Below are 25,553 nucleotides of genomic sequence, written 5' to 3' on the forward strand. Positions count from 1 at the left end.
AACTCTTCCAATGAAATCATACATCACATATCAAATAGACGTTTTTACTACAGAAAAGTTTAAAGGAAACCCTGCTGGAGTTGTAGTAAATGCCGACGGATTATCAGATACAGAAATGCAACTAATAGCCAGAGAACTTAATAATTCTGAAACTGCATTTATCCTCTCATCAAACTCGAAAGATTATGATGGAATCATTCGATATTTTACTCCCACAACCGAAGTTCCTATTTGCGGACATGCAACCATAGCTGCTATTTATGTAAAGGCATTAGAAGAACAATTAAACTCTTGTGTTTTAAACATGAAAACCAGTATTGGTATTTTACCTATTGAAGTTGTAAAAAACAACTCCAATTATCAAATTATCATGACACAAGGTAAGTTTGAATTAAGTCCAGAATTTGATGCAACTACAACAAAAAAACTGCTAAATGCTTTGGGGTTACAAAACTCTGATAGAGATAAAAGATATCCTATTCAAATTGCTTCAACTGGTCATTCTAAAGTAATGATTGGTATTAAAAGTAATGAAAAACTCAATCAACTAGTTCCAAATATGGATGCCCTAAAAACACTAAGCAAGCAAATAAACTGCAATGGTTATTTTGTATTTACACTAAACACAGACAGTGAAAATACTTTAACAAACGGACGAATGTTTGCGCCTGCCATTGGAATACAAGAAGATCCTGTTACAGGAAACGCAAATGGACCTTTAGGCGGTTATTTGGTTCAAAATAAAATAATTGATTTTAACGGAAGTATTTTTGAATTCACAGGTAGGCAAGGCGAAAAAATGCAACGTTCAGGAAATATTTTTGTTCGAGTAGAAACAACAAAAAACATCCCTACTAAAATACAAATAAAAGGTAGTGCTGTACCTGTTTTTAGAACAAAAATAGAAATGTAATTCAAAACGCAACTATGAAACGTATCTTATATATAACCGATTTATTTTATAAAGCTAACGGAAGAAATTATTACGAAGAAGACCTATTTATTATTTCAAAACTAAAGAAACATTTTAATATAATTATTGGTCACCCACAACAAGCTATTGAAAACCTACATATAGCAGACTTGATAGTTTATAGAAATACAGGAGCAGTTTTGGGCTATGAAAATTACTATAGAAAATTTGTTTCAGAAGTTAAAAAACAAAACATACACACTTTTAATTCTTTTGATGGAAAAGCAGATATGGTAGGTAAAGACTATTTAATGGAGTTAACTCAACTTAACTTTCCTGTAATACCAACTATAGAAAACATTTCTGATATTTCATTATTAGGAAATCCTGAACAATACATCATAAAGCTTAAAAATGGTGCGGACTCCATTGGTATGAAAATAGTAAGCAAAAATGAATTAGAAAAGGCTGACCTTGAAAATAAAATTATACAACCTTTTGTAGATTTTGAATACGAAATATCATTTTATTATATCAACAAAGAATTCCAATATGCTTTGTATGCCCCTGATAAATCAAAACGATGGGAGCTAGAAGAAATAGCAGTAACTTCAAAAGATCTTGAATTTGCAAACAAATTTATTGAATGGAATCCCCTATCTCAAGGTATTACTCGGGTAGATGCTTGCCGACTTAAAGATGGATCGCTTTTACTTGTTGAACTAGAAGATTTAAATCCTTTCTTATCACTACAACGTGCAAGTAAAACTTCTCAAAACCTTTTTTTAAACAACTTTACCAATACCTTAAACACAATTATACACTAATACAACTACAAGATGGAATATAAAACTTTAGGAAACTCTGGATTAAAAGTTTCAACATTATGCCTAGGTACTATGACCTTTGGAGGAGAAGCAGATGAAGCAACTTCAAAAGCCATATACCATGCAGCAAAAGATAAAGGAATTAACTTTTTTGATACAGCTAACATATACAACAATGGAACTTCTGAAAAAATTTTAGGAAAACTAATACATGAACATCGTGATGAAGTAGTTATTGCTACAAAAGCCTATTTTCCTACAGGAGAAGGTGTAAACGACAAAGGCTTAGGAAGAGGTCACTTAATAAAAGCTTTAGACGATAGTTTGAAACGCTTAAATACTGATTATATTGATCTTTATTATGCACATGCTTTTGATGAAAACACACCTTTAGAAGAAACCTTAGCTACATTCGATAATTTTGTAAAACAAGGAAAAGTAAGATATTTAGGTCTGAGTAACTTTGCTGCTTGGCAAGTAATGAAAGCTATTGCTGTTACCCAACAAAATAACTACACTCCTATCTCTGTTATTCAGCCCATGTATAATTTAGTAAAACGTCAGTGCGAATCAGAATTATTAACAATGGCTTTAAGTGAAGGTTTAGGAGTAGCCTCTTATAGTCCACTTGGTGGAGGGTTACTAACTGGAAAATATAAAACAGATAAAAAAGAAGGTCGTTTTGCTGAAAGCACAATGTATCAAAAACGATACAATGATGAAATCACCTATAAAACAGTTGATAGTTATGTTGATTTTGCCAATCAAAACAATTTAAACCCAGTTAGCCTTGCCATTGCTTGGGTAAAAGCGCACAAAGCAATAACTGCACCTTTAATTGGCGCCCGAAATTTAGAACAACTAAAACCTGCTTTGGCTTCACTAGATATACATATGACAGAAGAGTTAAGAACAAAAATAACAGACTTATCTCCTGAAATGGTATTAGCTACTGGACATAAAAAAGGTGAAAGAAGCTAACTCTTTCCATTTAAAAGAGCGTAAACTAACTTAAACAAAAACTTCCCTAAGAACATTAATCGCAAAAATAACAATGTCTTAACAAACCGTTTACGCTCTCTTCACTCATAAAAACAATTAGTTTATAAATTTGATAGTTAATCAATTAACTATTTCTGTAGATGAGATTCTATAAGAATTTATACAACATCAAACTAATTTAACCCCCATGAGAAAAACTATTATTTTTATCTGCTTCTTATTAGTAGGAAGCCTTATCAAATTACACGCACAAAGTGTAAATCCTTCAAAAACCACTTATACACCTAATGAAGCCATTACTGTCAATTTTTCTGACGGTCCTGGCAATGCAAAAGACTGGATTGGTATTTATAATCAAAATGATACACCTGGTCTTGTAAGCTCTATTGATTGGTTATATGTAAACGGAAAACAAAGTGCTACCAAAAAACTTAAAAATGGTACGGTTATCTTTTCAGCTGGTTTACCAAATACTGGAACTTATAAAGTGTATTTTTTTAAAAATGACGGATACACAGTATTAGCTTCTTCAAGCTTTACGGTTGGTACAGAAACTCCAACCTGTGCTCCTATTTCACAATCTGGATGGAGTTTACAGTATGTAGACAGTCAAGAAACATCAGGTGAAAACGGAGTAGCTACCAATGCCTTTGATGGCGACACATCAACTATTTGGCATACCGAATGGAGTGCTAGTCAACCTACGCACCCGCATGAAATTCAAATTAACTTAAACGGCATCTACGATGTTTGTGAGCTAAAATACTTACCACGTCAAACAGGAACCAATGGTACAATTGCCGATTATCAAATTTATGTAAGTGATACCCCTTCTAATTGGGGAACAGCCGTTGCGACGGGAATCTTTGCTTCCAATCAAACAGAAAAAACCGTTAGTTTTCCTAAGAAACAAGGACAATATGTGCGCTTAGTTGCTACTTCGGATATCAACAGTGGAAATTATACCTCAGCTGCGGAGATTAATATTGGAGGAACTTTAATTCAATCGGGAGCTCCAGTAGCTAACTTCACTTCAAACACCACTTCTATCATTTCAGGACAACAAATTTCTTTTACAGATAGTTCTACGAACAATCCTACCTCTTGGAACTGGACATTTGAAGGAGGAACACCTGCTACGAGTACTGCTCAAAACCCGATAGTAACCTACAACACCGAAGGAACTTATAATGTTACTTTAACAGCAAGCAATACTACGGGCAGCAATACCATTACTAAAACAGGCTATGTTACCGTACGCAACACCAACAGCCTTAAAGTATTGCAATTTAATATTTGGCAAGAAGGAACTTCAGTACCAAACGGAATGACCTATATTAGAGATGTCATTGCCAACGTAAATCCAGATATTGTATGTTTTAGCGAAGTAAGAAACTATACGGGCGATTGGACGACCAAAATTGTAAACAACCTTGCAGCTATTGGTTTAAACTATCACAGAGGTTATGCTTATGGTGATGTTTCTATCATTAGCAAATACCCTATCACCTCATCAGGTACCAACCTTGGTGCAATTTCGGTTTTTGAGGTAGATGTTAACGGACAAAGTGTAGTGGTAGCAACGGCACACTTAGATTATACTTACTATGCTACCTATCTTCCAAGAGGATACAACTGTGGAGGTTCTTCACCTTATACAGGATGGAGTAAAATAGGAGCTGCAAACCAAGATCCGCAACCAGTAACCGATCCTGCTATTATTTCAGAACAAAATTTAGGTTCACGAAGAGATGAGCAGATTGCTGCGTTTATCAATCATATAAAAAATGAAACTCGCCCAGTAATTTTAGTGGGGGATTTTAACGAACCTTCGCACTTAGACTGGACAACTAGACAAGCCAATATGTTTGACCACCACGGAGTGGTATTTCCTTGGCACACGACCAAAACTCTAGAAAATAATGGTTTTGTTGATGCTTTTAGAGAAGTATATCCTGATGAAGTTGCTAACCCTGGTATCACATGGCCTTCTGTAGCAACAGGAGTTGGAAGTACTAGCTGGACACCAGAAGCTGACGAAAGAGATCGTATTGACTATATTTTTTACCGAGGTACTACCCTTTCTGCAACCAGCGCTGCTATTGTGGGGCCAAAAGCTTCCTATGTTAACAATGTATCGAGTACTGCAAACACCCAAAACGATACGTTTGAAGCAAACCAACTACCGTGGCCTTCTGACCATAAAGGGGTAAGTGCTGTGATTAACCTATCTGCAAATACAGCTGATAGAATGTTTGAAACAACTGATACCACTTCACAAACTGATGATACCTTTAGTGTATATCCAAACCCTACAAAAGGGATGGTTAATATCAAGTGTGAAGACTGTGCTCCGTTTACCTATACAGTACGAAACTTTGTAGGACAAACCATTTTACAGCAAACCGCTACGCAAAATAACGTAAATATCAATTTAAAATCAGCCCCTAAAGGAATGTATTTTTTTGATATTAAAACCAAGAAAAAAACTCTTACCTATAAAATTATAAAAGAATAAAACGTCTCTAAGAAACTACTACAGAAATAGATAATTATTGACACCATAAAATCCCAAGTTAGTAGCTTGGGATTTTTTACTATATTTAGTTCTCAAAAAATTAAAAAGAAATAAAATTGCTATAACTTCCGCTTAGCCTGCCAAAAAAGGAGTATAATGGTAAGTTTATTCTGTATATAAACTGGTTGTAACCAATTAAAAATCCGAACTTCCCTCAAACAGTTCGCCACAAATAAAAAAATATGAGTATCACCATTGATGGCGTTAAAGGTTATGAATATCAATATAAAGTTACACTTTTGATAGCATTGCTTTCTAATGCTGATAAAATCAATTTATTTGTTGAGATTGAAGGCAGTGAGGATGCATTGTTAGTAACTGAAAACAAAGGCGTTAAGAAAAATATTGAAATACAAGTAAAAAGAGAAAACAATCTTATTGATATTCCAAAACTAATTAATTGGCTAAGTCATTTTCAAGAAAGAAAATCAGACAACAATTTACTGCAAAAAGTAATTGATAATAACTGTTCCGCATTATTTATAACACATTCAAGATGTTCTGATAGTACAGTGAAATTTAGAACGTCTTTACAAAATTTAATTAATCAAAATTCTATTTCAATTTCGACAGATTTTTTTAAAGAATTTAAAAATGTTCTAAAGAATCAAAAGTTCGGTAAAACGACATTAATGAAAGAACGAGAATCTTTTTGCAAACAACAATCTGATATTTTTAAGACAAAAGCTGAATTAACATCTACACTTAAAAATTGTCAAATTCTTGAAGAATTTACAGATGAAGTAGTAGATAACCACATAATATCAATTCTAAATAATCAATATAATATTGCCCAATCTAGAGTAAGTATTGTCTATTTAGAACTACTTGAAATTGTCAAAATTGGTAGAAATACAGGCAATGATATTTTCTCGAATATTATGGAAAGTATTAAATCGAATAAAATTGGAATACCAATAATTGATGCTCACTATAAAACAAGACTAGAAGAACCAGATTTAATTAAAAGAATTGAAGAGAAAGGCATATTACTTTTAACAGGAACTTCTCAATGTGGAAAGACTGAGTTAGCAAAAACAATATCTAATCATTTTGTCAATTTAGGATATGATTATCAAATTCATGATAATATATCAGAGTTAAAGCGTTTTCTCAATTCAAATACTTCAGATAATAAGATTACAATCTTAGAAGACCCTTTTGGTCATATTACGTTAAAAGAAAACCACATTGATGTCTTACGTAGCCTAACAGAAGTACTTTCGAATAAAGAAAAACATCATTATTTAATTGTTTCTTCTCGCTTAGATTTATTATATAATCAATTTGACACTAAAAACATTACAGATTGTAAAATAAAAAATACTGATTGGATAGACTTAACAATTAAAAATAATGAAATAGTAAATTCATTTTGGAAAATAATATCTGAAGAACAATCTATACCTAAAGAAATAATAAATATTGTAAGTAATGGAATTTTAGAGACCGAAGAGGATAGTTTATTACAAATCGGTCAATTAAACTATCTGGCTAATGAAGAGGTTGTGCGTCTAACGAACAAAAAATTTAGTGACCTAGAACATATTGCAAGAAGAGATTCAAAAGAAATAGCAGAAAATCTAAAAAAATCGAATCATTTATCAGCAGATATTCTCTCATATATTAGCATTTGTTCAAACACTATTCATAAATTATTCATTTCAGATTTAGCTTATATACTCTCTGATTCTACCGAACTAGTTTCAATTACAAATAAGGAAGTTTTTACTAGTAGGTTCATTGATAACAAATCACCTCTTTTCCCTAAATACCCTACAAATACAACTCTTAATCAAGACACCTCAAATGCTCTTAACTATTTGGAAGAAAGAGGATTTATTTATATTGTTAATGATTCGCTTATATTAACCCATCCAAACTATTATGAAGCCGGAAGATATCTTTTTTTTGAAAGAGGTTCCTTAAAGCAAAAAGAAAAACTAAATATTTATAGAAAATGTATAGCATGCCTGAACACTTCTACAGCATATCAAGCATCAAAAAATTACTTTTTTATTCACGATAAAATTAGAGAAGACTTTAAAAAAGAAATATTTGATATTGCATTTTTAGGTATGGATTCTATTTTTCCTTCTGTTGAAGATAATTCTATAATATTTTTAATGAATTATATTCTTGATTTAGATGAAGAATATTACAATAAATTAATTTGGAAAATTCAAAAGGGTGGAACAAGTAGTTCCTATATTCATTGGCAAAACAATACACCATTTATTTCTAATGAAAGTAGTTTTTCTAAGGTATTTGATGAAATAGATTTAACTATTATAAACAAGGTGGAAAAGCAATTGTCAAACAATATCTTGCCAAATAAACATGATGCTTGGATTTATATTGGCACATTAAAAAAGAAAGATAATATTTCATTTGAAAAACTACATTTGCTTCTTCAATTTAATGAAGCTTTTATTAGAGAAAAAGTAATTTACGAAATTTTTAAAAGACCTAAAACCTTAAATAATAAAAACATAAAAGAACTTTTCAATGATGAACACCCAACGATCATTTTTAGTGCTATAAGAGCTTCTTTACTTAATTGGTTTTCTTTTACTGAAGAAATTAAAGATAGTATCTTAAAATTAATGTGTATTTCTATTAGTAAAAAACAAGTTGCCATTAGAGCATTTAATTTAATATCTACATATTCTATTGATTATGGACATGAGTCAATTTTAAGAAGAGAATTTAATGATTCTCAAAAAAATGAACTCTGGAAAATCTGGGGGGAATTGTACCCGATTTGTATGAAAGCTGTCCCTCTTGGTGTACATATAAATTCTGCCCGTTTTGGTTCAACAATGGATGATTCCTTGAAATATTTGAACTTAGAAACAGGGATAAAGGTCTTAAGTTCTTGGTATAAAAGAATTGATTATCAAATAAAAAATAATAAAATTCTAGATGAATATGAAATGTCTATAGCTGATAGTTTAATGAAACTAACCCAAAATAATTACAATATCAGAAAGAATATATTCTCAGAATTAGTTGGTTATAACGACACCAGTTTTTTATTATCAAATCTAAAATGGATAATTGAATATTGGGAAGATTTACATAAAAGTGAGAAAGAACAAATAATTAAATTGATTTATAGTGAAAGAGTAGATTTAAGATGGATAAAGGCTGTGATTCTAAATTCATATTCTACACCTCCAAAAGAATTAACATATTCAATATTAGGAATTAATGAATTAAACACTGAAAATATAAATGAAGTTTATATGGTTTTCCCTAAACAACTAATAAGGGATTGCTTAAATGTCTATTGTGGTTTTCCTCAACCGTTATGGTGGCTTGCCGTCCATCATCACAACCGGGAGTTTTGGGATAAAATTATAAGACTTATTTTAAAGAATGAAAATAATACTGGTTTTGATATTTGTCTTCAAGAATTTTTAGGTCATGGTGTTAACGGTTTTGGGCATGAATGGAATGATTGGGAAGAAATATGGTTGGAGCTTTGTACAAATGCTAAAAATAAGCATTTATTGACCAAAACATTATTGTATAATACGGCTGAATGTACTTGCAATCTTACATATACTAATAAACTTTGGTCTATTCTAATTAATAGTTATAAATTGCTTGAGCGAGAAAATGAATTGCTTGAATATATAGTTCAAAATTTTGAGTTATTTCAGCAAACTGGTCATAAGGATGATATTTTCAAAATTTTTGATGAAAATTTTATTTTAAAAATATTAAAAAAATTACCTCTTGACTATTATATTTTTAATTTGCTTAAATCATCAATAAGAGAACAAGAAGAAAAACTAGAGGAACTTGTTGTTTTATCTGAAAAAAATAATGTTCGATTTTTTGGTACATTTAATTATATAAATAATTCTATAAAGAAAGATAAGGTTTCAGAAAAATTAACACATATTTTAAATTCTTTACCAAACGTTATTGATATAACAGGAGAAAGTGAATTAGATAATTTCCCCTCTATAAAAGAATACAAATTAGATGATTGGATTGGAATAAATTAAATAGCTAAGCACAACAGTATGTATAAATACAATTGAATTTCCTTTAGACTTCAACGAAAAAATGGCTTGTCTCCTTTTCTCGCAAAAAACCATACACAAATACGTTCCAACAAACTCAAAAAACTTCTTTTAAACCTATCTACTTTATGAATATTATTTTTTAAAATAAAATACGCAGTTAACTGCGTATTTTATTTATATTTGACCAAAAGATTCATATGAACAATGATTTAGTAAGAGAAATGGGATATATCGCTTTAGCAACAAGACTAAAGCGAATTAGTGATAAAATGACCCATAGTACGCGGTTAATGTATCGAAACTTAAATATTGATATTGAACCTAACTGGTATTTAGTTTTAATAATCGTACAGCAAACCCCAAACATTTCAGTAATGGGCATTGCTGAAAAATTAGGATTTACACATCAGTCAGTAATTACCATTACCAATAAAATGGTAAAAAAAGAGTATTTACAAGTTTCAAAAGACGAAAAAGATAAGAGAAAAACAGTTTTTAATTTAAACCAAAAGGCTATCGAAATTCTTCCTAAAATAGAACAAATATGGGGCTATGGTAAAGAAGTAATCTATGAGTTACTCAACGAAGATATATCCATCCTTGAATATTTAGAAATATTAGAATCAAACCTCGAAAAAGCATCCTTTGGCGAAAGAATACTAGAAAAAAACAACTAACAATTCATATGAAAAAACACAACTACGAAATAAAAGTTGAATGGACAGGAAATGAAGGTAACGGAACCTTGAATTATAAGTCGTATAATAGGAACCATAAAATTATAGCACCCGGAAAATATGATGCAATAAAGGGTTCATCTGACCCTTCCTTTTTAGGAGACCAGACAAGATATAATCCAGAAGACCTTTTTTTATCTTCCTTATCGGCTTGTCATATGCTTTGGTATTTGCATTTATGTTCAGTTCACAAAATCATCGTAACTGACTATGTGGACAATGCTACAGGAGTTATGGAAGAGACTGAAAATGGAAGTGGAAAATTTACGGAGGTTACCCTCAATCCAATCGTGAAAATCATTGACGAAAATATGATTCCTAAAGCGAACGAACTACACAAAGAAGCAAACAAAATGTGTTTTATTGCTAATTCTTGTAACTTCAAAATAGGACATAATCCAAACACATTGGTGGGGTAAAAACCAACTAGTAACAATGTATAATTGTAATTCCGAATAGGTTCGAGCACATCCGAATTTATTCGGATTTTTTTATGCTAGCAATAAACAGAAAATTAAGGTATCTTTAATCCGACAATTAACGGTTATACAAAATCGCTATCATAAAAAAGAAAAAACACCTCTCAACTATATGAGAAATAATAGAGCTACTCAACTAGATTCTGCTTTTTTAACGGAGCACAAATTATCAACCGCTCCACCACCACCAGATGCTTTATTCTGGAAAATGTGGAATGCTTGTGAAGGCATTGCTAATAAAGCATTGAATACTCAATTTATTCAAGAGATTAAATCGGGAACGCTCAACCCTGTACATTATGGAGGATTTAACATTAGTGACGCTTACTTCTGTTTTAAGGGAGCGCAAGATTATCTAAATGCAATGGACAGAGCTTCAAACCCAACTCTTAAGGCATTTTTACACAAAAAATATAATAGCTATCAAAAATACAATGATACGTTTCCAAAAACATGGCGTATTAAAGATGCGGAGGGGATTGTACCTAGTGAGGTTTGTAAGTTGTATTCTAAATTTGAGTCGATGGTAGCCTCCCATCAAGAGCCCATTTACGCACTTATAGTCATGATACCTTGTGAATATTTATGGGCTTGGTTAGCGGAACAGCTATCTCCTTCTTCATCAAAAAACCTTTATGCTCCTTGGATTACTGCTAACAACGATCCTAGTGGAGCTTACGCTATGGGGAATTTTTTAGCTGAGTACCAGAAAGAAAATCCTATAGATGAAAAATTAGCAATGCAACTTTATACCCAAGCAATAACCTACGAATACCAAAATTTCAATACGTCATTAAACAGTTAATCATTCAGTAAAATAAGCGAATTAACATTCTCAAAATAATTTTCACATAATTTTATAACAATTAAATTGTACACAATTTAATTGCGCAATATATTTGTATTGTTATTTAAGTAAATTATGTCAGAACAATTAAAATTAACCAATCAAGTATGCTTTCCAGTTTATACGCTGGCAAAAGAAGTAATTAGTTTATACCGTCCTATACTAAAAGAGCTAGATTTAACATACCCTCAATATTTAGTAATGCTAGTTTTATGGGAAGAAGGAGATCAAAATGTTTCAGAAATAGGCGCTAAACTTAATTTAGATAGTGGTACGCTTACTCCTTTACTTAAAAGACTAGAGCAAAAGAAACTTCTAGAAAGAAAAAGAGAAGTAACAGACGAGCGTGTTGTAAAAATTAATTTAACAGAACTGGGAAAAAACACAAAAAAAAAAGCAGAATGTGTTCCTAGTCAAATTATGACTTCTTTAAATATTTCTGCCGACAAATTAACAGAACTTAAAAATATAATAGAACATATCTTAAATCAGATTAATAAAAAAGATGAAACCAATTTATAATATTAGCGCCAAAGCAACTGGCGGAAGAAACGGACATGTAAAAAGTGAAAACGGAGTTTTAGAACTTGATGTTAGACACCCGAAAGCGCTGGGAGGAGCTAATGACGATTACCCAAATCCTGAAATGCTTTTTGCAGCAGGATATTCAGCTTGTTTTGATAGTGCTTTGAACCTAGTCATCAAAAAATCTAAAATCAATACTGGTACAACTACTGTTAAAGCAACAGTAAGTATTGGTCAAATAGAAAATGGTGGTTTTGGACTTGCAGTAGCATTAGATGTAAATATTCCTGATGTTTCTTTAGAAGAAGCAAAAACCTTAACTGAAAAAGCTCATCAAGTTTGTCCTTATTCAAATGCTACAAGAGGAAATATTGAAGTAAAATTAAATACAACAAATAATTAAATATTAATATAATGTCATTAATAGAAAACCTTAACTGGAGACATGCAGTAAAAGCTTTTGATCCAAATAAAAAAGTAAATGAAGAAAATATAGAAAAAATTATTGAAGCTGCTAGATTAGCACCAACCTCATCGGGGTTACAACAATTTAGAGTTATTTCAATATCAAATCAGGAAGTTAAAGAAAAACTAGTAAAAGGAGCTTTAAATCCTGAATCTATGAAAGACTGCTCACACGTATTAGTTTTTGCCGCTTGGGATAACTATACCGCAGAAAGAATAGATAAAGTATATGATTTTACCACAGATGAAAGAGGTTTACCAAGAGGTAGATTTAGCAGCTATACAGATATGCTTAAAAAAGCTTACTTAAACCTTCCTGATGAAGTTAACTTTGCACACACATCAAGACAAACTTATATTGCTTTAGGTTTAGCTTTAGCACAAGCAGCAGAGTTAAAAATAGACACTTGTCCTGCTGAAGGATTTGACAATAAAGTGGTTGATGAAGTTTTAGAATTGAACAAAATGGGCTTAAAAAGTGTATCATTAATGTACATTGGGTATGCCGATGATGAAAAGGACTGGATTAAGCCAATGAAAAAAGTTAGAATTCCTAGAGATGAATTCGTAATTGATGTAAAATAATCAACATCGTTTTAACTTAAAGTTTAAAACACTTAACTAAATGCTTTTCTTGCAGCTTTGTCTGTTTATAGAAAAGCATTTGTTTTTTAATTGATGTAAATTCCATACTTCATTTTAAAATGAAATAGAATATAAAAGCGTCGTGTACTTTTACACTCAAATAAACACATAAGTAACTATGAACGCTATAGAAAACATACTATTAAACTTTTCAGAAACAAGAAGACGAAGCATAAAACTATGGAAAGGCATTCCTGATGAATTTTTAAATTGGAAACCTGATGCAGAAGCCTTCTCAATTATTGAAATGATAAGACATACTCTTGAAGGAGAACACTTATTTCATACAGTTATTGAAAACAGAGGTGATTTAGGAAATTATAAATCTCCTTGGGAAAATTTAGCTTTTTCTGATTTAAAAAATGAACTTAGCTTTGCTGAAAAATATCGTAACAGTTTTATAGAGATGGTAAAAACACTTAATGAAGTTGATTTAGAGAATATACGCATTGTACGAAAAGAAGTTAATCAAAGTAAAACATTAGGAGATTATTTAAACAGAATGGTGTATCATGAAGCTGTTCATACTGGTCAACTATTAGGATATTTAAGAACACTTGATATTGAACGACCTCTAATATGGGATTAAAAAAATATAAAAATTTACTACTATCGAAGAGTTAGAACATCAGTTTAGTAAAATTGCTGCTATTTTAGGAGATAAGTCTCGCGCTATCATCTTGTGGAATTTACTGGATGGTAGAGCCTATACCGCAACAGAATTAGCTACAAGTGCAAATATATCGTTACAATCGGCAAGCAATCATTTAAAAAAATTGGTTTCCGCAAACATCTTATCAGTTGAAAAACAAGGAAGGCATCGCTACTTTAAATTTACTAACGATGAAGTTGCACAGGTTATAGAATCAATGGCTAGTTTAATTTCTATAGATAATGATTACAAGAAAATTAAAACTCCTAAACTAAATGATTTTACCTATGCCAGAACTTGCTACGATCATTTAGCAGGTAACCTTGGTGTGAAAATAACAACAGCATTACTTACTAATAAAATCATTAAAATTTCTGATAAAAATTATGTTGTTACTAAATACGGGGAAGAGTGGTTTAATGAGGTTGGAGTAAGTATTAATGCTATCCAGCAGAAAAAACGTTCTTTTGCTCATCAATGTTTGGATTGGAGTGAAAGAAAACATCACATTGCAGGAGCATTAGGAGCTTCTCTTCTCGAAGCTATGATTAAAAAAGATTGGTTACGTAAAAAACCAAACTCTAGAGAAATTATTATTACCTCTATTGGAAGAATCCAATTAAAAAATAAGTTAAATTTAGAGGTGTAAAACATAATACTAACTTCTTTGAAAAAACTACTTTACTTACTTCTCTTTCTTCAACTTTCTGTTCAAGCGCAACAAATCTTGTTTGTTGGAAATAGTTTAACCTATACGAACAACATGCCTAAAATGTTGGAGTATATTGGAAAACAACATGGTGTTACTATTAAAACCAAGAGCTTATGTTTTCCTAACTATGCTATTATTGATCATATTAACGAAGGTAAGCTTCAAAAACTACTAGCTAAAAAACAATTTGATTATCTAATTATTCAACAAGGTCCTTCCTCACAAGCAGAAGGAAAAAGAATGTTAATACAAGACGGAGCTACTATACAGGCACTTTGTGAGAAATATAACACCAAACTTAGTTACTTTATGGTATGGCCATCCGTTAGATATTACCATACTTTTGATAAAGTAATAGAGAATTACAAATCTGCCGCCAAACAGAACAATGCTTTTTTGTTTCCTGCGGGAAATATATGGAAAGAATACAATACCTATAAAGATAAAGAATCTTTATACGGTCTAGACAACTTCCATCCTTCTACTGCTGGAAGTTTTGCAGCTGCTCTTACTATTTTTCATCAATTATATCCAACAAAAAACCTTCAACAACTCCCTTTTAAAAAATATAAAAAATGGGTAGTTGATGAAGATTCTTTTAACTTGTTAGTTCAGTTAGTAGAAAAGTATTAAGAGCTTATACTTACTATGATTAAATAAAACTGCTCTTTAGAAAACGGAACTATAATTAATAATTCAGCCTCATATTTATTGAACTCTATTTTTCAAACTAAGCTCTTTGTGTTTATTCAACCCTAGTAATATTTTACTGCATGCACCATTCAAGTACTGCCTTTGCACTGTGCATTTTATTCTCAGCTTGATTAAACACAATACTTTTTGTTCCATTAATTACCGACTCTTCTACTTCGTCTCCTATATGAGCAGGTAAATCATGCATAAAAATAGCTTCGGAATACTTATCCATAAGTTCTTGGCTAACTGTAAATGGTTCAAATGACTTTCGCCAGTTCGAATCTAACTTTTGAGTTCCTGTTGTTTGCCAACGTGTTGTGTATACTATATTAGCATGATTTGGAAGATATTTTAAGTCACTATACTCATTTATTACAGTATTTATTTTCTCTCCCAATTCTTTCGCATAGTTCAATGCAAGAGGATCTATTCCATAATTTGGCGGTGTAAAAAAACTAATCTTCATGTTAGGAATTTTAGCTATTGCCAAAGCAAGAGCTACAGCCGTATTATTTCCTTCTCCTAAATAAATTATTTCTAAACCAGATAATTCCCCAAAATAATGTTTCATTGTGGTCAAATCTGCTAACGCTTGAGTTGGGTGCTCATCTGAAGTCATAGCATTTATTACAGCCATTCTATCTTGATTCGAAAAAGTTCTAATCACTTCAGGGTTGCTTGCTGTTCTAGCGACTAACCCATCTAACATTCGAGAAAGAACATTCATTGTATCACTTACACTTTCTCCAGTATTTAACTGTAAATCATTGGGTCCGTATGTTACTATTTGTGCGCCTAAACGAAGAGCTGCCGTTGAAAAAGAAGTTCTTGTTCTTGTAGAAGTTTTGGTAAAATATATTCCAATAACTTTTCCTTTTAATTGGCTTCCAAGAGGCACCTCTCCATTTATATGTGACACCCCTCTGTTTATTATTTCTATAATTTCTTCTGGAGATAAATCTTTTAAAGAAACTATATGTTTTTTTGTCTTTTTGATTGTAATACTCATTATAACTTAATTTTATTCACTGCTAACAGAACAGTTTGCGTTTTTTATTTACATTTAGTTTTAAAATACTATTCATCTCTCAACGCTTCCACCGGATTCTTATACGCTGCTTGAATTGCTTGATAGCCAACTGTTAGAAGTGCTATAGTCATAGCTATAAAACCTGCCAATAAAAAGTATATTACATTTAAATCTACCCTGTATGCAAAACCAGTCAACCAATCTCTTGTTAAAAGATAAGCTATTGGTAAGCCTATAAGGATTGCTAACCCTACAAGTTTTGCAAACTCAGAAGTTAATAATAAAATTATTTGAGATTTTTTTTGGCCTAATGCTCTTCTAATCCCTACTTCTTTTTTTCTATTCTCAGATGTAAATATTGCTAAACCAAATAGTCCTAAACAAGAAATAAGTATGGCTAAACCTGCAAAATATTTTGATAAAGCGGCTATTCGCTGCTCTGATTTATATAAGGCATCAAAATCTTCATCAACAAACCTATACTCAAATGGAAACCCAGCATTATAATCTCTATAAAAACTTTCTATTTCTTTGATTGTTCCTTGAAGCTCTCCTGCTTTAATTTTAACCATTATAGTACTTGTTCTTTGGGTATTACATATAATAAACATGGGTTTTACTTGTTGTTGTAGCGACTCAGTATGAAAATCTTTAGCTATTCCTAATATTTCATATTTATCTCCCCAGAGATCTACAGTTTTACCAATTGGTTCCTCTATTCCAATTAAATCAATTGCTTTTTCATTGAAAATAATTTTAAGACTGTCTGCACTAAAATTTCTTGAAAAAGATCTACCTTTCTTCATCTTAATACCTAATAACTCTAACATATCATAATTTACACGCATATACTGCATGTCAACAATCTTGTCAGGTTCTTTCCCTGGCCAAATTAAATCTCCTGTAGAGTTTGCTTTTCCTACAAATTCATTAAACATGCTTGAAGCATTTTTAACTCCAGGTATTCTATCTAATGCTAGCAAAAAGTCATCCAATTGTGTAATTGCTTTTCCTTCAGCTTTAAAGGCTATAACATTATCCTTATTATATCCTAAGTCTTTATTTTGAATAAATTTCATTTGTTGATAAACAACCATTACTGCAACAATTAAAATAACAGACAATGTAAACTGAAAGATTACCAATCCTTTACGCATTAATAATTCGCTAAAACTTGTGCTTAACTTTCCTTTTAAAACCTCTACCGCGTTTAATTTTGAAAGATAAATTGCTGGATAACTTCCTGCTAAAATACCAGTCAAAACAATCATACCAAGAAAGATTCCTAATAATGTAGTATTCAGTGAAAGAGTTATTTGTTTACCAGATATAGCATTAAACTGTGGAAGCAATAGAACAACAAGTAATAAAGCAATAATTCCTGCTATACATACAGTTAACATTGATTCTCCAAAGAACTGCATTCTTAATTCTTTAGTTTTAGCTCCCATAGATTTTTTTATACCTATTTCTCTCATTCTTCTAGATGCATTCGCTGTTGATAGGTTAATAAAATTAATGCAAGCTATGAGTAAAATAAAGAATACTATAATTCCGAATATTTTCACATAATCAACTCTCCCACCAACTTGCACTCCTTCCTCATATTTATCGTATAAATATTTACTTGAAAACGGTCGTAAGAATAGAGATGCTGTTTCATTATTTGAATTTTTGGCTATAATATTTTCTATTTTAGACGCTACTAACTCTGGAGAAACACCTTCATTAAGTTCAATATAAGTATATACATAACTGTTATTCCAATTTTTCTTTACTCTTGGAATATGTACATATAAAGACTCAAATGGCAATACATAATCAAATTGAACAGAGCTATTCAATCCAGTCATATCAAACACTCCTGAAATCTGTTTTACGTGTTCATTGTTAAACCTAACACTTTTTCCTAAGATTCCTTCGTCAGTTCCAAAGAGGTTAACGGCCATCTCTTTTGAGATAACAATGTTATTTATGTCTTTTAAAGCTGTTTGTGGATTACCTTGTGTAAGGTTGTATGAGAACATTTCAAAAAATTCATCTCCTACATATATTCCTTGAAGTTTAAAACCTGTATTTTCTACTGAAATTACATTTTTAGCAAAATCATAAATATAAGGTATTACATTTTTTACTTCTGGGATATCATTTTTAATGGCTTGCGGCAATACAGGAGGGGTGTTTTCATAAACAGACACTCCATTACTTTCTTTAGACCTTACCATTGCCTGGTATAATTCCTTTTCATTTTCATGAAATTTGTCTACAGTCCATTCTTCATAAATCCATAAACAAATGAATAATGCACATGCTAAACCAGCACTTAATCCTATAATATTAATTAGAGATACACTTTTATAACGTAATGCATTTCTAAAAAACAATTTTAAGTTATTGATTATCATAATTTTTCTTGATTGTTATAATTAATTTAACATCTCTGTCTTCATTTCAACTGGTTCATTCATAGTTTCTGAAACTATTTTTCCATCGAACAAATTAATTATTCGATGTGCAAACTGAGCATCATAATCGGAGTGTGTTACCATTACAATAGTAGCTCCTTCTTGACTAAGTTCTGATAGAAGATTCATTACCTCCTGTCCATTCTTCGAATCAAGATTTCCTGTTGGCTCATCTGCTAAAATAACTTTAGGACTTGTAACTACAGCTCTGGCTATGGCTACCCTTTGTTGTTGTCCTCCTGAAAGTTGTTGTGGATAATGTTTTGCTCGATGACCTATTTTCATTCTCTCCAACACAGCTTCTACTTTTTGTTTTCGCTCATGTTTTGGAACTTTCATGAACAATAGTGGTAGCTCTACATTTTCAAATACAGTTAGCGTATCAATTAAATTAAAGTTTTGAAAAATAAATCCTAAATTTCCTTTCCTTATTTGAGCACGTTGATCGTCTGAAAGCTTTGACACCTCATATCCTCCAAACATATATGAGCCTGAAGAAGGCTGATCTAAAAGCCCAAGAGTGTTTAACAATGTGGACTTTCCACATCCTGATGGTCCCATTATCGCTACAAACTCGTTTTCTCTAATATGTAATGAGACATCATTTATTGCTAAGGTTTCTACATTTTCAGTTCTAAAACTTCTTTTTAAATTTTTTAACTTTATCATGTTTTCTATTTGTTTTTTGGTTATTAATTAGTTATCACTATTTTTTCTGCATTTCCAAAACCATTATAACTCGATGTTATTATTTTTTCATTAGGTTTTAATCCTTCAATTACTTCAAAGTATTGTGAATTTTGTTTCCCTAAACGAATTGGTCTTTTAACTGCGTAAGCCTCTTCCTCATCCAAAACAAACACATACTGTCCTCCACTACTTTGATAAAATCCTCCCCTTGGTATTAATAATGCTTCGTTTGATTCTCCTAACTGTAACTTTAAGGTGTAATTTTGGCCTGTTCTTATTGTTTCTGGTTTTTTGTCCGTAAATACTAAATCTACACGAAACTTACCGTTTCTTACTTCTGGAAATATTTTTCGTAATCGAAGCGGATATGTCTTTCCATTTCGTTCAATAATAGCTTTAAGGTTTCTCTGTACACGATCTATATAATGTTCATCAATTGCTGCTTCAATTTTAAAATCAGTTAACACGTTAATTTGACCTATTCGCTCTCCTTCATCAATACTCTGGCCTATTTCTGCATCTAAGTAACCCAGTTGTCCATCGGCAGGAGCTCTTACATTTAAATGGTCTATTCGATCGTATACCATTGATAATGTTTTACGCATTCGAGCCAAATCAGAATTTAACTCGCTCATCGTTGCTGTTCTCAGTTTATTATCTTGTTCAGTTTGCTTAAGCACAATTTGATTATTTCGTTTAGCTAACTCATATCCTTCTTTTGCTTTTAAATATTCCTCTTTTGCTATCAATTCTTCTTCAAATAAGGTTTTGTTCTGATTATATGCTCTCTTTTTTTGAATAAGCTCATAATCTGATTGTGCTAAACTTTTCTGTCCTTCAATTTGGCGAGCATCAAAATTTAATCTTGTACTTCTCAAATCATTTTGCTTTAAAGCTAAGTTATTCTCACTTGCGAGAATTCTTTCATATAAATTCTGATTCTCTAACCTTAAAATAATATCTCCTTTTTTAACCATCGCTCCTTCTTCTACTTTTTTTTCCACCACTCTTCCTCCTTCATAAGCATCCATATAAATTGTAGTGATGGGAGCTACAGAACCACTTATAGATATATAATCATCGAATTCTCCTTGTTTTACTTTTGCAATACTTAAACGATTTTTATCTGTTTTAAAAGTAGCTTTACTGTATCCAAATAATAATTTCCATATTATAAAAAGAGCTGTGATTACACCAATTGCTATTGCAATATGCTTCTTTTTTATCCCTTTTTTTGTTTCTAATTGAATATCCATTATCTTTTGTTTGTTTTTTTAATATTAAACACCTGAATTCCTCTATAAAATAACAATGTTTGTTCTTGAACCTTTAATTTTAACTGTACCTGTAAGTTCTCGTTTTGAGCTGTAGCATAGAGATTTTTTTCTGTATTGAGGTCTATTGCATTAATTAAACCATTATTGTACTTTTTTTGAGCTATCTTAAATGATAACTCTCTTGCTTTTTCTTGCTGTTGTGTTTGTTCATATTCGGAAATAGAAGATTTATAATCTTGAATTAATTGTTCAATAATTTTTCTAAGCTCTTGTTTTTCCAACTCAAAATTATTTTCAGCTTGTAATAATGCTATCTTCTTTTGCTTTACGTTAGATCTTCTACTCCAAGCTTGAAAAATAGGTATACGTAAATTAACACCTACGGATGTAGAGGCATTATCTTTTAACTGTTTATTAAAAGGTATTATCTTACCTGTATCATCTACATTTGTTTCATAATACCCTGTACCATAACCCAACGAAAAAGATAACATTGGTGCTAAAGCTCCTCTTGATATTGCCAACTCTTTTTTAGCTGATGCTACCCTAGCTTTACTTGCCTTGATAGAAGGAATAAAAAAGGTTGCCTTGTTATATATGTGTTTTACAGAGTGAATAGAATCGTTTTCTTTTTCTTTCCACCCAAAAGCTGGAATATCATTTATTCTAATTTCTGATGGATTTTCTAAATTCATTTCCTGAGCTAACTGAAGTTTCGCTAACTGTAAATTATTTATGGCTTGTGTTAATTTTAATTTATCTGTCATTAAAGCAGATTCAGCGGTATAAACATCTGCTCCTGCTTTAATACCCATATCCTTTTGTCGCTTAACAAAAGTGTAATTTGTTTTAGAAATGTGCTCTTGTGCTTTAAAAATCTCCACCGATTTCTTAAAATACAACACATTGTAATATTGTTCCATAACTCTAAAGGCCAACATATACTTTTCTTGAAGCGTTTCTTCAGAAAGTGCTTTGTGAATAAATTTAGCAGAAGCTATAGTGTTTAGTTTTTGCCATCCGTTAAAAATATCTACAGAAGCATTTATTGAATAGTTATTAGAAAAAAAATCTGTACTTACAAAAGTGTTATTATTAGGATCGACTGATCTTCCGTATTGTATTGAATATCCTACATTACCTGAAACTCTTGGAAATAAATTTCTGTAAGCTTGTCTTTTGGTTTCCAATCCTGAATCTTGACTGTATTTAAAATCTTTTATTGAAAGATTATTTTCTATTGCATAATTGATACATTCATCTAAAGACCAACTTTTCTGTGCTAATAATAACATTGGATTCAAGAAAACAAAAATCAATGCGTATAAAATATTTTTTTGTATCATCGTAATTAAATTGTTAGTTTGCTACATACCAAGATGGTGCCAACAAATACAACCAATTGATAAACAGCATTTAACCAAGTAAAGCAAATAAAAAAATAGTTAGTGATGTAAAAAATATTTACACTTGATGTCAATTTTTTTGACAAATATTTTTACAAGGTTTATCATTTTAATATCTTTACTAAACAAATTTATAGGCTATGAACCCTGGGAAAATATTAGTAATTGATGATAATAAAAGCGTCCTTAGCGCTTTAGAAATCATGCTACAATCTGAATATAATACTGTAGATTCTATTAGCAATCCTAATCTAATCACTTCTTTTCCTAATATTAAGAGTTATGATGTTATTTTACTAGACATGAATTTTTCTGCAGGAATAAACTCGGGAAATGAAGGTCTTTTTTGGTTAAGAAAACTTAAGGAACTCTCTCCTGATACTGCTGTTATAATGATGACTGCTTATGGTGATATAGAACTTGCTGTTAAAGCCTTAAAAGAACAAGCTTACGATTTTATATTAAAACCATGGAATAATGAAAAGCTATTAACAATGGTTAAATCTGCCATGGAACTCAAGCGATCGAAAGTTGAAATTCATAAGCTTAAAAATAAAACTGTACAACTCAAAAAAATAATAACACAATACAACAACAACGCTATCATAGGTAAGTCTGAAGCTCTAAAAGAAGTACTAGACTTAGTTGATAAAGTTGCCAGCACTGATGTTAATGTACTCATCACTGGCGAAAATGGAACCGGTAAAGAAATGATTGCTAAAACGCTTCATGCAAAATCTTCTAGAAAAAATGAGGTCTTTATTTCTGTTGATATGGGATCTATTTCTGAGACTTTATTTGAAAGTGAGCTTTTTGGTCATTTAAAAGGTGCATTTACTGATGCAAAAGAAGACCGCATCGGTAAATTTGAAGCTGCTGAATCTGGCACCTTATTTCTTGATGAAATTGGAAACCTATCACTCTCTATGCAAGCCAAACTCTTATCGGCTATACAAAATAAAACTATTATTAAAGTGGGGTCAAATACTCCTATTCCTGTTGACATTCGCTTAGTTTGTGCAACAAATTGTAACTTAGATCAAATGGTTTTAGAAGGTGCTTTTCGTGAGGATTTACTTTATAGAATTAATACGATACATGTAAGCTCACCTCCACTTCGTCAGAGAGGTAATGATATTATTTTATTAGCAGAGCATTTTTTAAACACTCTTGCAGTAAAATATAACAAACCTCCTTGTACCATAAGTGAAAAAGCAAAAACAAAGCTACTAGAACATTCTTGGCCTGGAAATGTTAGGGAATTACAACATACCATGGAACGCGCTGTAATTTTGAGTGATTCTACTATGTTAACACCTAATGATTTCATTATAAATAGTACTGAAAAAAAAGGATTGGACGACTCTTCTATTTTTACTCTTGAGGAAATGGAAACAAAACTGATTAACAAAGCCTTGTCTCTTTCTCTAGGAAATTTTACAGAAGCTGCAAAAAAATTAGGCATTACAAGACAAACACTTTATAATAAACTAAAAAAAATAAACGCTCATGGTAAGTAAGTCTTATTTTTTACAAATAATTATACGAATATCTTTGATTAGCCTTACTTGTTTAGGAGTTTCTCTTGTTTTTCACGATTCATTTTTTGGAACTTCAATATTAATAGCCTTTCTAATTTTGCAAACAGTTTTTCTAATTTCTTATATAAATCAAGTTAATAAAAAAATTGCTTTTTTTTTCGAGGCTCTAAAAAACGATGATTTTAGTTTAAATTTCCCGGAGTACTCTTCAGGAAGTATTTTAGATAATTTAACTAAAAACATCAACGCTTTTAATCGAAAAATTGAGCGTATTCACGCAGAAAATAGCGCTCAAGAAAATTATTACAAAACCTTACTAAATCAGGCTAATATTGGTATTTTCACTGTTAACGAAGAAGGGACCATTCTTTTTAAAAATTCAAAACTTAAAGAACTTCTAAATTACTCCTCTTTAAATAATATTCGTCAAATTAAAAGTTTAAATGAATATTTATTTCACTTTATTGACACTTCTAAAAATTCTAATAAAACATTAATAGAGTTTACGAACGAAAGAGAAACCGTGCAATTAATTGTAAAAATTGCTCCTTTTAAATCATTTACCAATACAATTAAACTAATTACAGTTCAAGATATTAAACAGGAATTAGACAAAAATAAAACCGATTCTTGGATGCGTCTTATTAAAGTTATGACTCATGAAATTATGAATTCTGTAGCTCCAATAACTTCAATTGCAGACTCCTTGTTACGTTATTACGAACCTACCAACACTTCTCCTATCCAAAATTTTTCAGAAACTGAACAAACGAATATTTCTAAAGGATTGAATGTTATAAAGACTCAAAGTAAAAACTTATTGCGCTTTGTTGATTCGTACCGTAGTTATATTAGTGTTCCCCTTCCTGAAAAAAGTATTTTTAAAGTACATACACTTTTAGTTGAAGTTCATAACTTAATGCTACCTGAGGCCAACAAAAAAGGAGTTTCTTTTTCAGTGACATCAACTCCTACAGAGTTAGAACTTTTTGCAGACAGACAACAAATAAACCAAGTATTGATTAATTTAGTTCAAAATTCGATACAAGCACTAAAAACAAACAATACCATTCCTTGTAAAATAACTATTGAAGCTGGTATACATTCTTCAAACAAAAAATTCATACGTGTTACAGACAATGGCCCGGGGGTTCCTGAAGAGTTTATTGATGATATTTTTGTACCCTTTTTTACCACCAAAGAACAGGGAACGGGTATCGGTCTTAGTTTATCTAAACAAATAATGCATTTACATGATGGAAATATTTTACTTCATTCTAAAGAAAATGACGGTACTTCTTTTACTTTATTGTTTTAAATAATCTAAACTATTTTCTAATTTTTCAAGAATGTTCCTTTTATCAGTGTCATTATAAAAATCTATATTTATAAGTTCTATATTTACCTTTTCAACATTCGTAGCAACATAGGTTTTATAATTTTCTGCTAAATGAATTTCTTTTAAGTACCATATTTTTTCTTTACAAATAGCTTTTTCGTCAAAAATGTGAATCTCTGGAAGCGAGAGCGAAAAACCTCGACCATCTGCTTTAACTACACTCTCTTTTATTACCCAATAGGTAAAAAACTGTTTTAAAGGATTTGGAGCATCTGAAATGTTCTTCCATTGCTCTTCATTCATTACTTGTTTAAAATCTTTGAATCCTATGTCTTTTATTTCTTCTATATCTATTCCTAATCTTACTGTCTCTGAAAGACAACATAACACATATTCTCCTGAGTGAGAAATATTGAATTTTATATCTTCTTCTAGGTAAGGTTTTAGATTGTCTCCGTATTTTATTTTATTTAATATATAAGCTTTGTAACCTAATTTATTATATCCTAGTTGTAAAAGCAACTTACCAAATAAATTTGAATGTTGATCTTCCCAACGTTTATAAAGCTTATTCTTTTCTTTTAATTCTTCAGATAAAAACTGTACATACTCATTATATATTTCAGAAGATAGGCTTTCTGGAAAGGTTGAGTATAAAATATAAACTGTGTGCAATTACTTTTTTTT

The 25,553-nt window shown here is 31.0% G+C and carries 22 protein-coding genes; 16 read left to right on the top strand and 6 right to left on the bottom strand.

Annotation, left to right across the window (positions count from 1 at the left end):
• Positions 1-10: 10 nt before the first annotated feature.
• The 14 genes from ACKTTR_RS11465 (at position 11) to ACKTTR_RS11530 (ending at position 15,055) form a co-directional block, all read left to right on the top strand.
• Positions 11-913, top strand: a complete 903-nt coding sequence (locus ACKTTR_RS11465; RefSeq protein ID WP_408027966.1) for a PhzF family isomerase — start codon at positions 11-13, stop codon at positions 911-913.
• Positions 914-927: 14 nt separating this feature from the next.
• Complete coding sequence (locus ACKTTR_RS11470) at positions 928-1,740, top strand: hypothetical protein (RefSeq protein WP_408027967.1); 813 nt, start codon at positions 928-930, stop codon at positions 1,738-1,740.
• A gap of 12 nt (positions 1,741-1,752) precedes the next feature.
• Complete coding sequence (locus ACKTTR_RS11475; RefSeq protein WP_408027968.1) at positions 1,753-2,721, top strand: aldo/keto reductase; 969 nt, start codon at positions 1,753-1,755, stop codon at positions 2,719-2,721.
• 208 nt (positions 2,722-2,929) lie between these two features.
• Positions 2,930-5,260 (top strand): discoidin domain-containing protein, encoded by a 2,331-nt coding sequence (locus ACKTTR_RS11480; protein WP_408027969.1) that lies wholly within the window; start codon positions 2,930-2,932, stop codon positions 5,258-5,260.
• A 242-nt stretch (positions 5,261-5,502) separates the two neighbouring features.
• On the top strand, positions 5,503-9,339 hold the full coding sequence (locus tag ACKTTR_RS11485; protein WP_408027970.1) for an nSTAND3 domain-containing NTPase: 3,837 nt from the start codon (positions 5,503-5,505) through the stop codon (positions 9,337-9,339).
• A 218-nt stretch (positions 9,340-9,557) separates the two neighbouring features.
• Positions 9,558-10,037 carry a MarR family transcriptional regulator gene (locus ACKTTR_RS11490; protein ID WP_408027971.1) on the top strand — a complete coding sequence of 160 codons (480 nt, stop codon included), beginning with the start codon at positions 9,558-9,560 and terminating at the stop codon, positions 10,035-10,037.
• 8 nt (positions 10,038-10,045) lie between these two features.
• Positions 10,046-10,516 carry an OsmC family protein gene (locus ACKTTR_RS11495; RefSeq protein WP_408027972.1) on the top strand — a complete coding sequence of 157 codons (471 nt, stop codon included), beginning with the start codon at positions 10,046-10,048 and terminating at the stop codon, positions 10,514-10,516.
• 172 nt (positions 10,517-10,688) lie between these two features.
• The gene (locus tag ACKTTR_RS11500; RefSeq protein ID WP_408027973.1) at positions 10,689-11,381 is read left to right on the top strand and encodes a hypothetical protein; all 693 of its coding nucleotides are present in this window, start codon (positions 10,689-10,691) and stop codon (positions 11,379-11,381) included.
• 117 nt (positions 11,382-11,498) lie between these two features.
• A complete protein-coding gene (locus ACKTTR_RS11505; RefSeq protein WP_408027974.1) occupies positions 11,499-11,945 on the top strand; it encodes a MarR family winged helix-turn-helix transcriptional regulator in 447 nt (148 codons plus the stop codon).
• Positions 11,929-12,351, top strand: a complete 423-nt coding sequence (locus ACKTTR_RS11510) for an organic hydroperoxide resistance protein (RefSeq protein ID WP_125344596.1) — start codon at positions 11,929-11,931, stop codon at positions 12,349-12,351. Before ACKTTR_RS11505 ends, ACKTTR_RS11510 begins: the two co-directional genes overlap by 17 nt.
• A gap of 11 nt (positions 12,352-12,362) precedes the next feature.
• Positions 12,363-12,998 carry a nitroreductase family protein gene (locus ACKTTR_RS11515; RefSeq protein ID WP_408027975.1) on the top strand — a complete coding sequence of 212 codons (636 nt, stop codon included), beginning with the start codon at positions 12,363-12,365 and terminating at the stop codon, positions 12,996-12,998.
• Positions 12,999-13,176: 178 nt separating this feature from the next.
• On the top strand, positions 13,177-13,647 hold the full coding sequence (locus tag ACKTTR_RS11520) for a DinB family protein (RefSeq protein WP_408027976.1): 471 nt from the start codon (positions 13,177-13,179) through the stop codon (positions 13,645-13,647).
• 61 nt (positions 13,648-13,708) lie between these two features.
• On the top strand, positions 13,709-14,359 hold the full coding sequence (locus ACKTTR_RS11525; RefSeq protein ID WP_408028008.1) for an ArsR/SmtB family transcription factor: 651 nt from the start codon (positions 13,709-13,711) through the stop codon (positions 14,357-14,359).
• An 18-nt stretch (positions 14,360-14,377) separates the two neighbouring features.
• On the top strand, positions 14,378-15,055 hold the full coding sequence (locus tag ACKTTR_RS11530; protein WP_408027977.1) for an SGNH/GDSL hydrolase family protein: 678 nt from the start codon (positions 14,378-14,380) through the stop codon (positions 15,053-15,055).
• 133 nt (positions 15,056-15,188) lie between these two features.
• Here the strand turns inward: ACKTTR_RS11530 and ACKTTR_RS11535 are convergent, their stop codons facing one another.
• From ACKTTR_RS11535 to ACKTTR_RS11555, 5 genes are all read right to left on the bottom strand, one after another.
• Positions 15,189-16,127 carry an ornithine carbamoyltransferase gene (locus ACKTTR_RS11535; protein WP_408027978.1) on the bottom strand — a complete coding sequence of 313 codons (939 nt, stop codon included), beginning with the start codon at positions 16,125-16,127 and terminating at the stop codon, positions 15,189-15,191.
• Positions 16,128-16,195: 68 nt separating this feature from the next.
• Positions 16,196-18,553 carry an ABC transporter permease gene (locus ACKTTR_RS11540; protein WP_408027979.1) on the bottom strand — a complete coding sequence of 786 codons (2,358 nt, stop codon included), beginning with the start codon at positions 18,551-18,553 and terminating at the stop codon, positions 16,196-16,198.
• Positions 18,554-18,574: 21 nt separating this feature from the next.
• Positions 18,575-19,282: an ABC transporter ATP-binding protein gene (locus tag ACKTTR_RS11545; RefSeq protein WP_408027980.1), complete on the bottom strand. Its 708-nt coding sequence runs from the start codon at positions 19,280-19,282 to the stop codon at positions 18,575-18,577.
• A gap of 23 nt (positions 19,283-19,305) precedes the next feature.
• Positions 19,306-20,559, bottom strand: a complete 1,254-nt coding sequence (locus tag ACKTTR_RS11550) for an efflux RND transporter periplasmic adaptor subunit (protein ID WP_408027981.1) — start codon at positions 20,557-20,559, stop codon at positions 19,306-19,308.
• Entirely contained in the window at positions 20,559-21,926 is a 1,368-nt protein-coding gene (locus ACKTTR_RS11555) for a TolC family protein (RefSeq protein WP_408027982.1), read from the bottom strand. Before ACKTTR_RS11555 ends, ACKTTR_RS11550 begins: the two co-directional genes overlap by 1 nt.
• A 200-nt stretch (positions 21,927-22,126) precedes the next feature.
• On the opposite strand from ACKTTR_RS11555, the gene ACKTTR_RS11560 reads away from it, so the two are divergent.
• Both ACKTTR_RS11560 and ACKTTR_RS11565 read left to right on the top strand, forming a co-directional pair.
• Complete coding sequence (locus ACKTTR_RS11560; protein ID WP_408027983.1) at positions 22,127-23,506, top strand: sigma-54-dependent transcriptional regulator; 1,380 nt, start codon at positions 22,127-22,129, stop codon at positions 23,504-23,506.
• On the top strand, positions 23,496-24,845 hold the full coding sequence (locus ACKTTR_RS11565; RefSeq protein ID WP_408027984.1) for a sensor histidine kinase: 1,350 nt from the start codon (positions 23,496-23,498) through the stop codon (positions 24,843-24,845). The genes ACKTTR_RS11560 and ACKTTR_RS11565 overlap by 11 nt, the downstream gene beginning before the upstream one ends.
• On the opposite strand, the gene ACKTTR_RS11570 is transcribed toward ACKTTR_RS11565, so the two are convergent.
• Positions 24,834-25,541 (bottom strand): 4'-phosphopantetheinyl transferase family protein, encoded by a 708-nt coding sequence (locus ACKTTR_RS11570; protein WP_408027985.1) that lies wholly within the window; start codon positions 25,539-25,541, stop codon positions 24,834-24,836. The two genes, ACKTTR_RS11565 and ACKTTR_RS11570, sit on opposite strands and share 12 nt — an antisense overlap.
• Positions 25,542-25,553 lie beyond the last annotated feature (12 nt).

Source organism: Tenacibaculum litoreum (assembly GCF_964513915.1).
Taxonomy (GTDB): domain Bacteria; phylum Bacteroidota; class Bacteroidia; order Flavobacteriales; family Flavobacteriaceae; genus Polaribacter; species Polaribacter litoreum.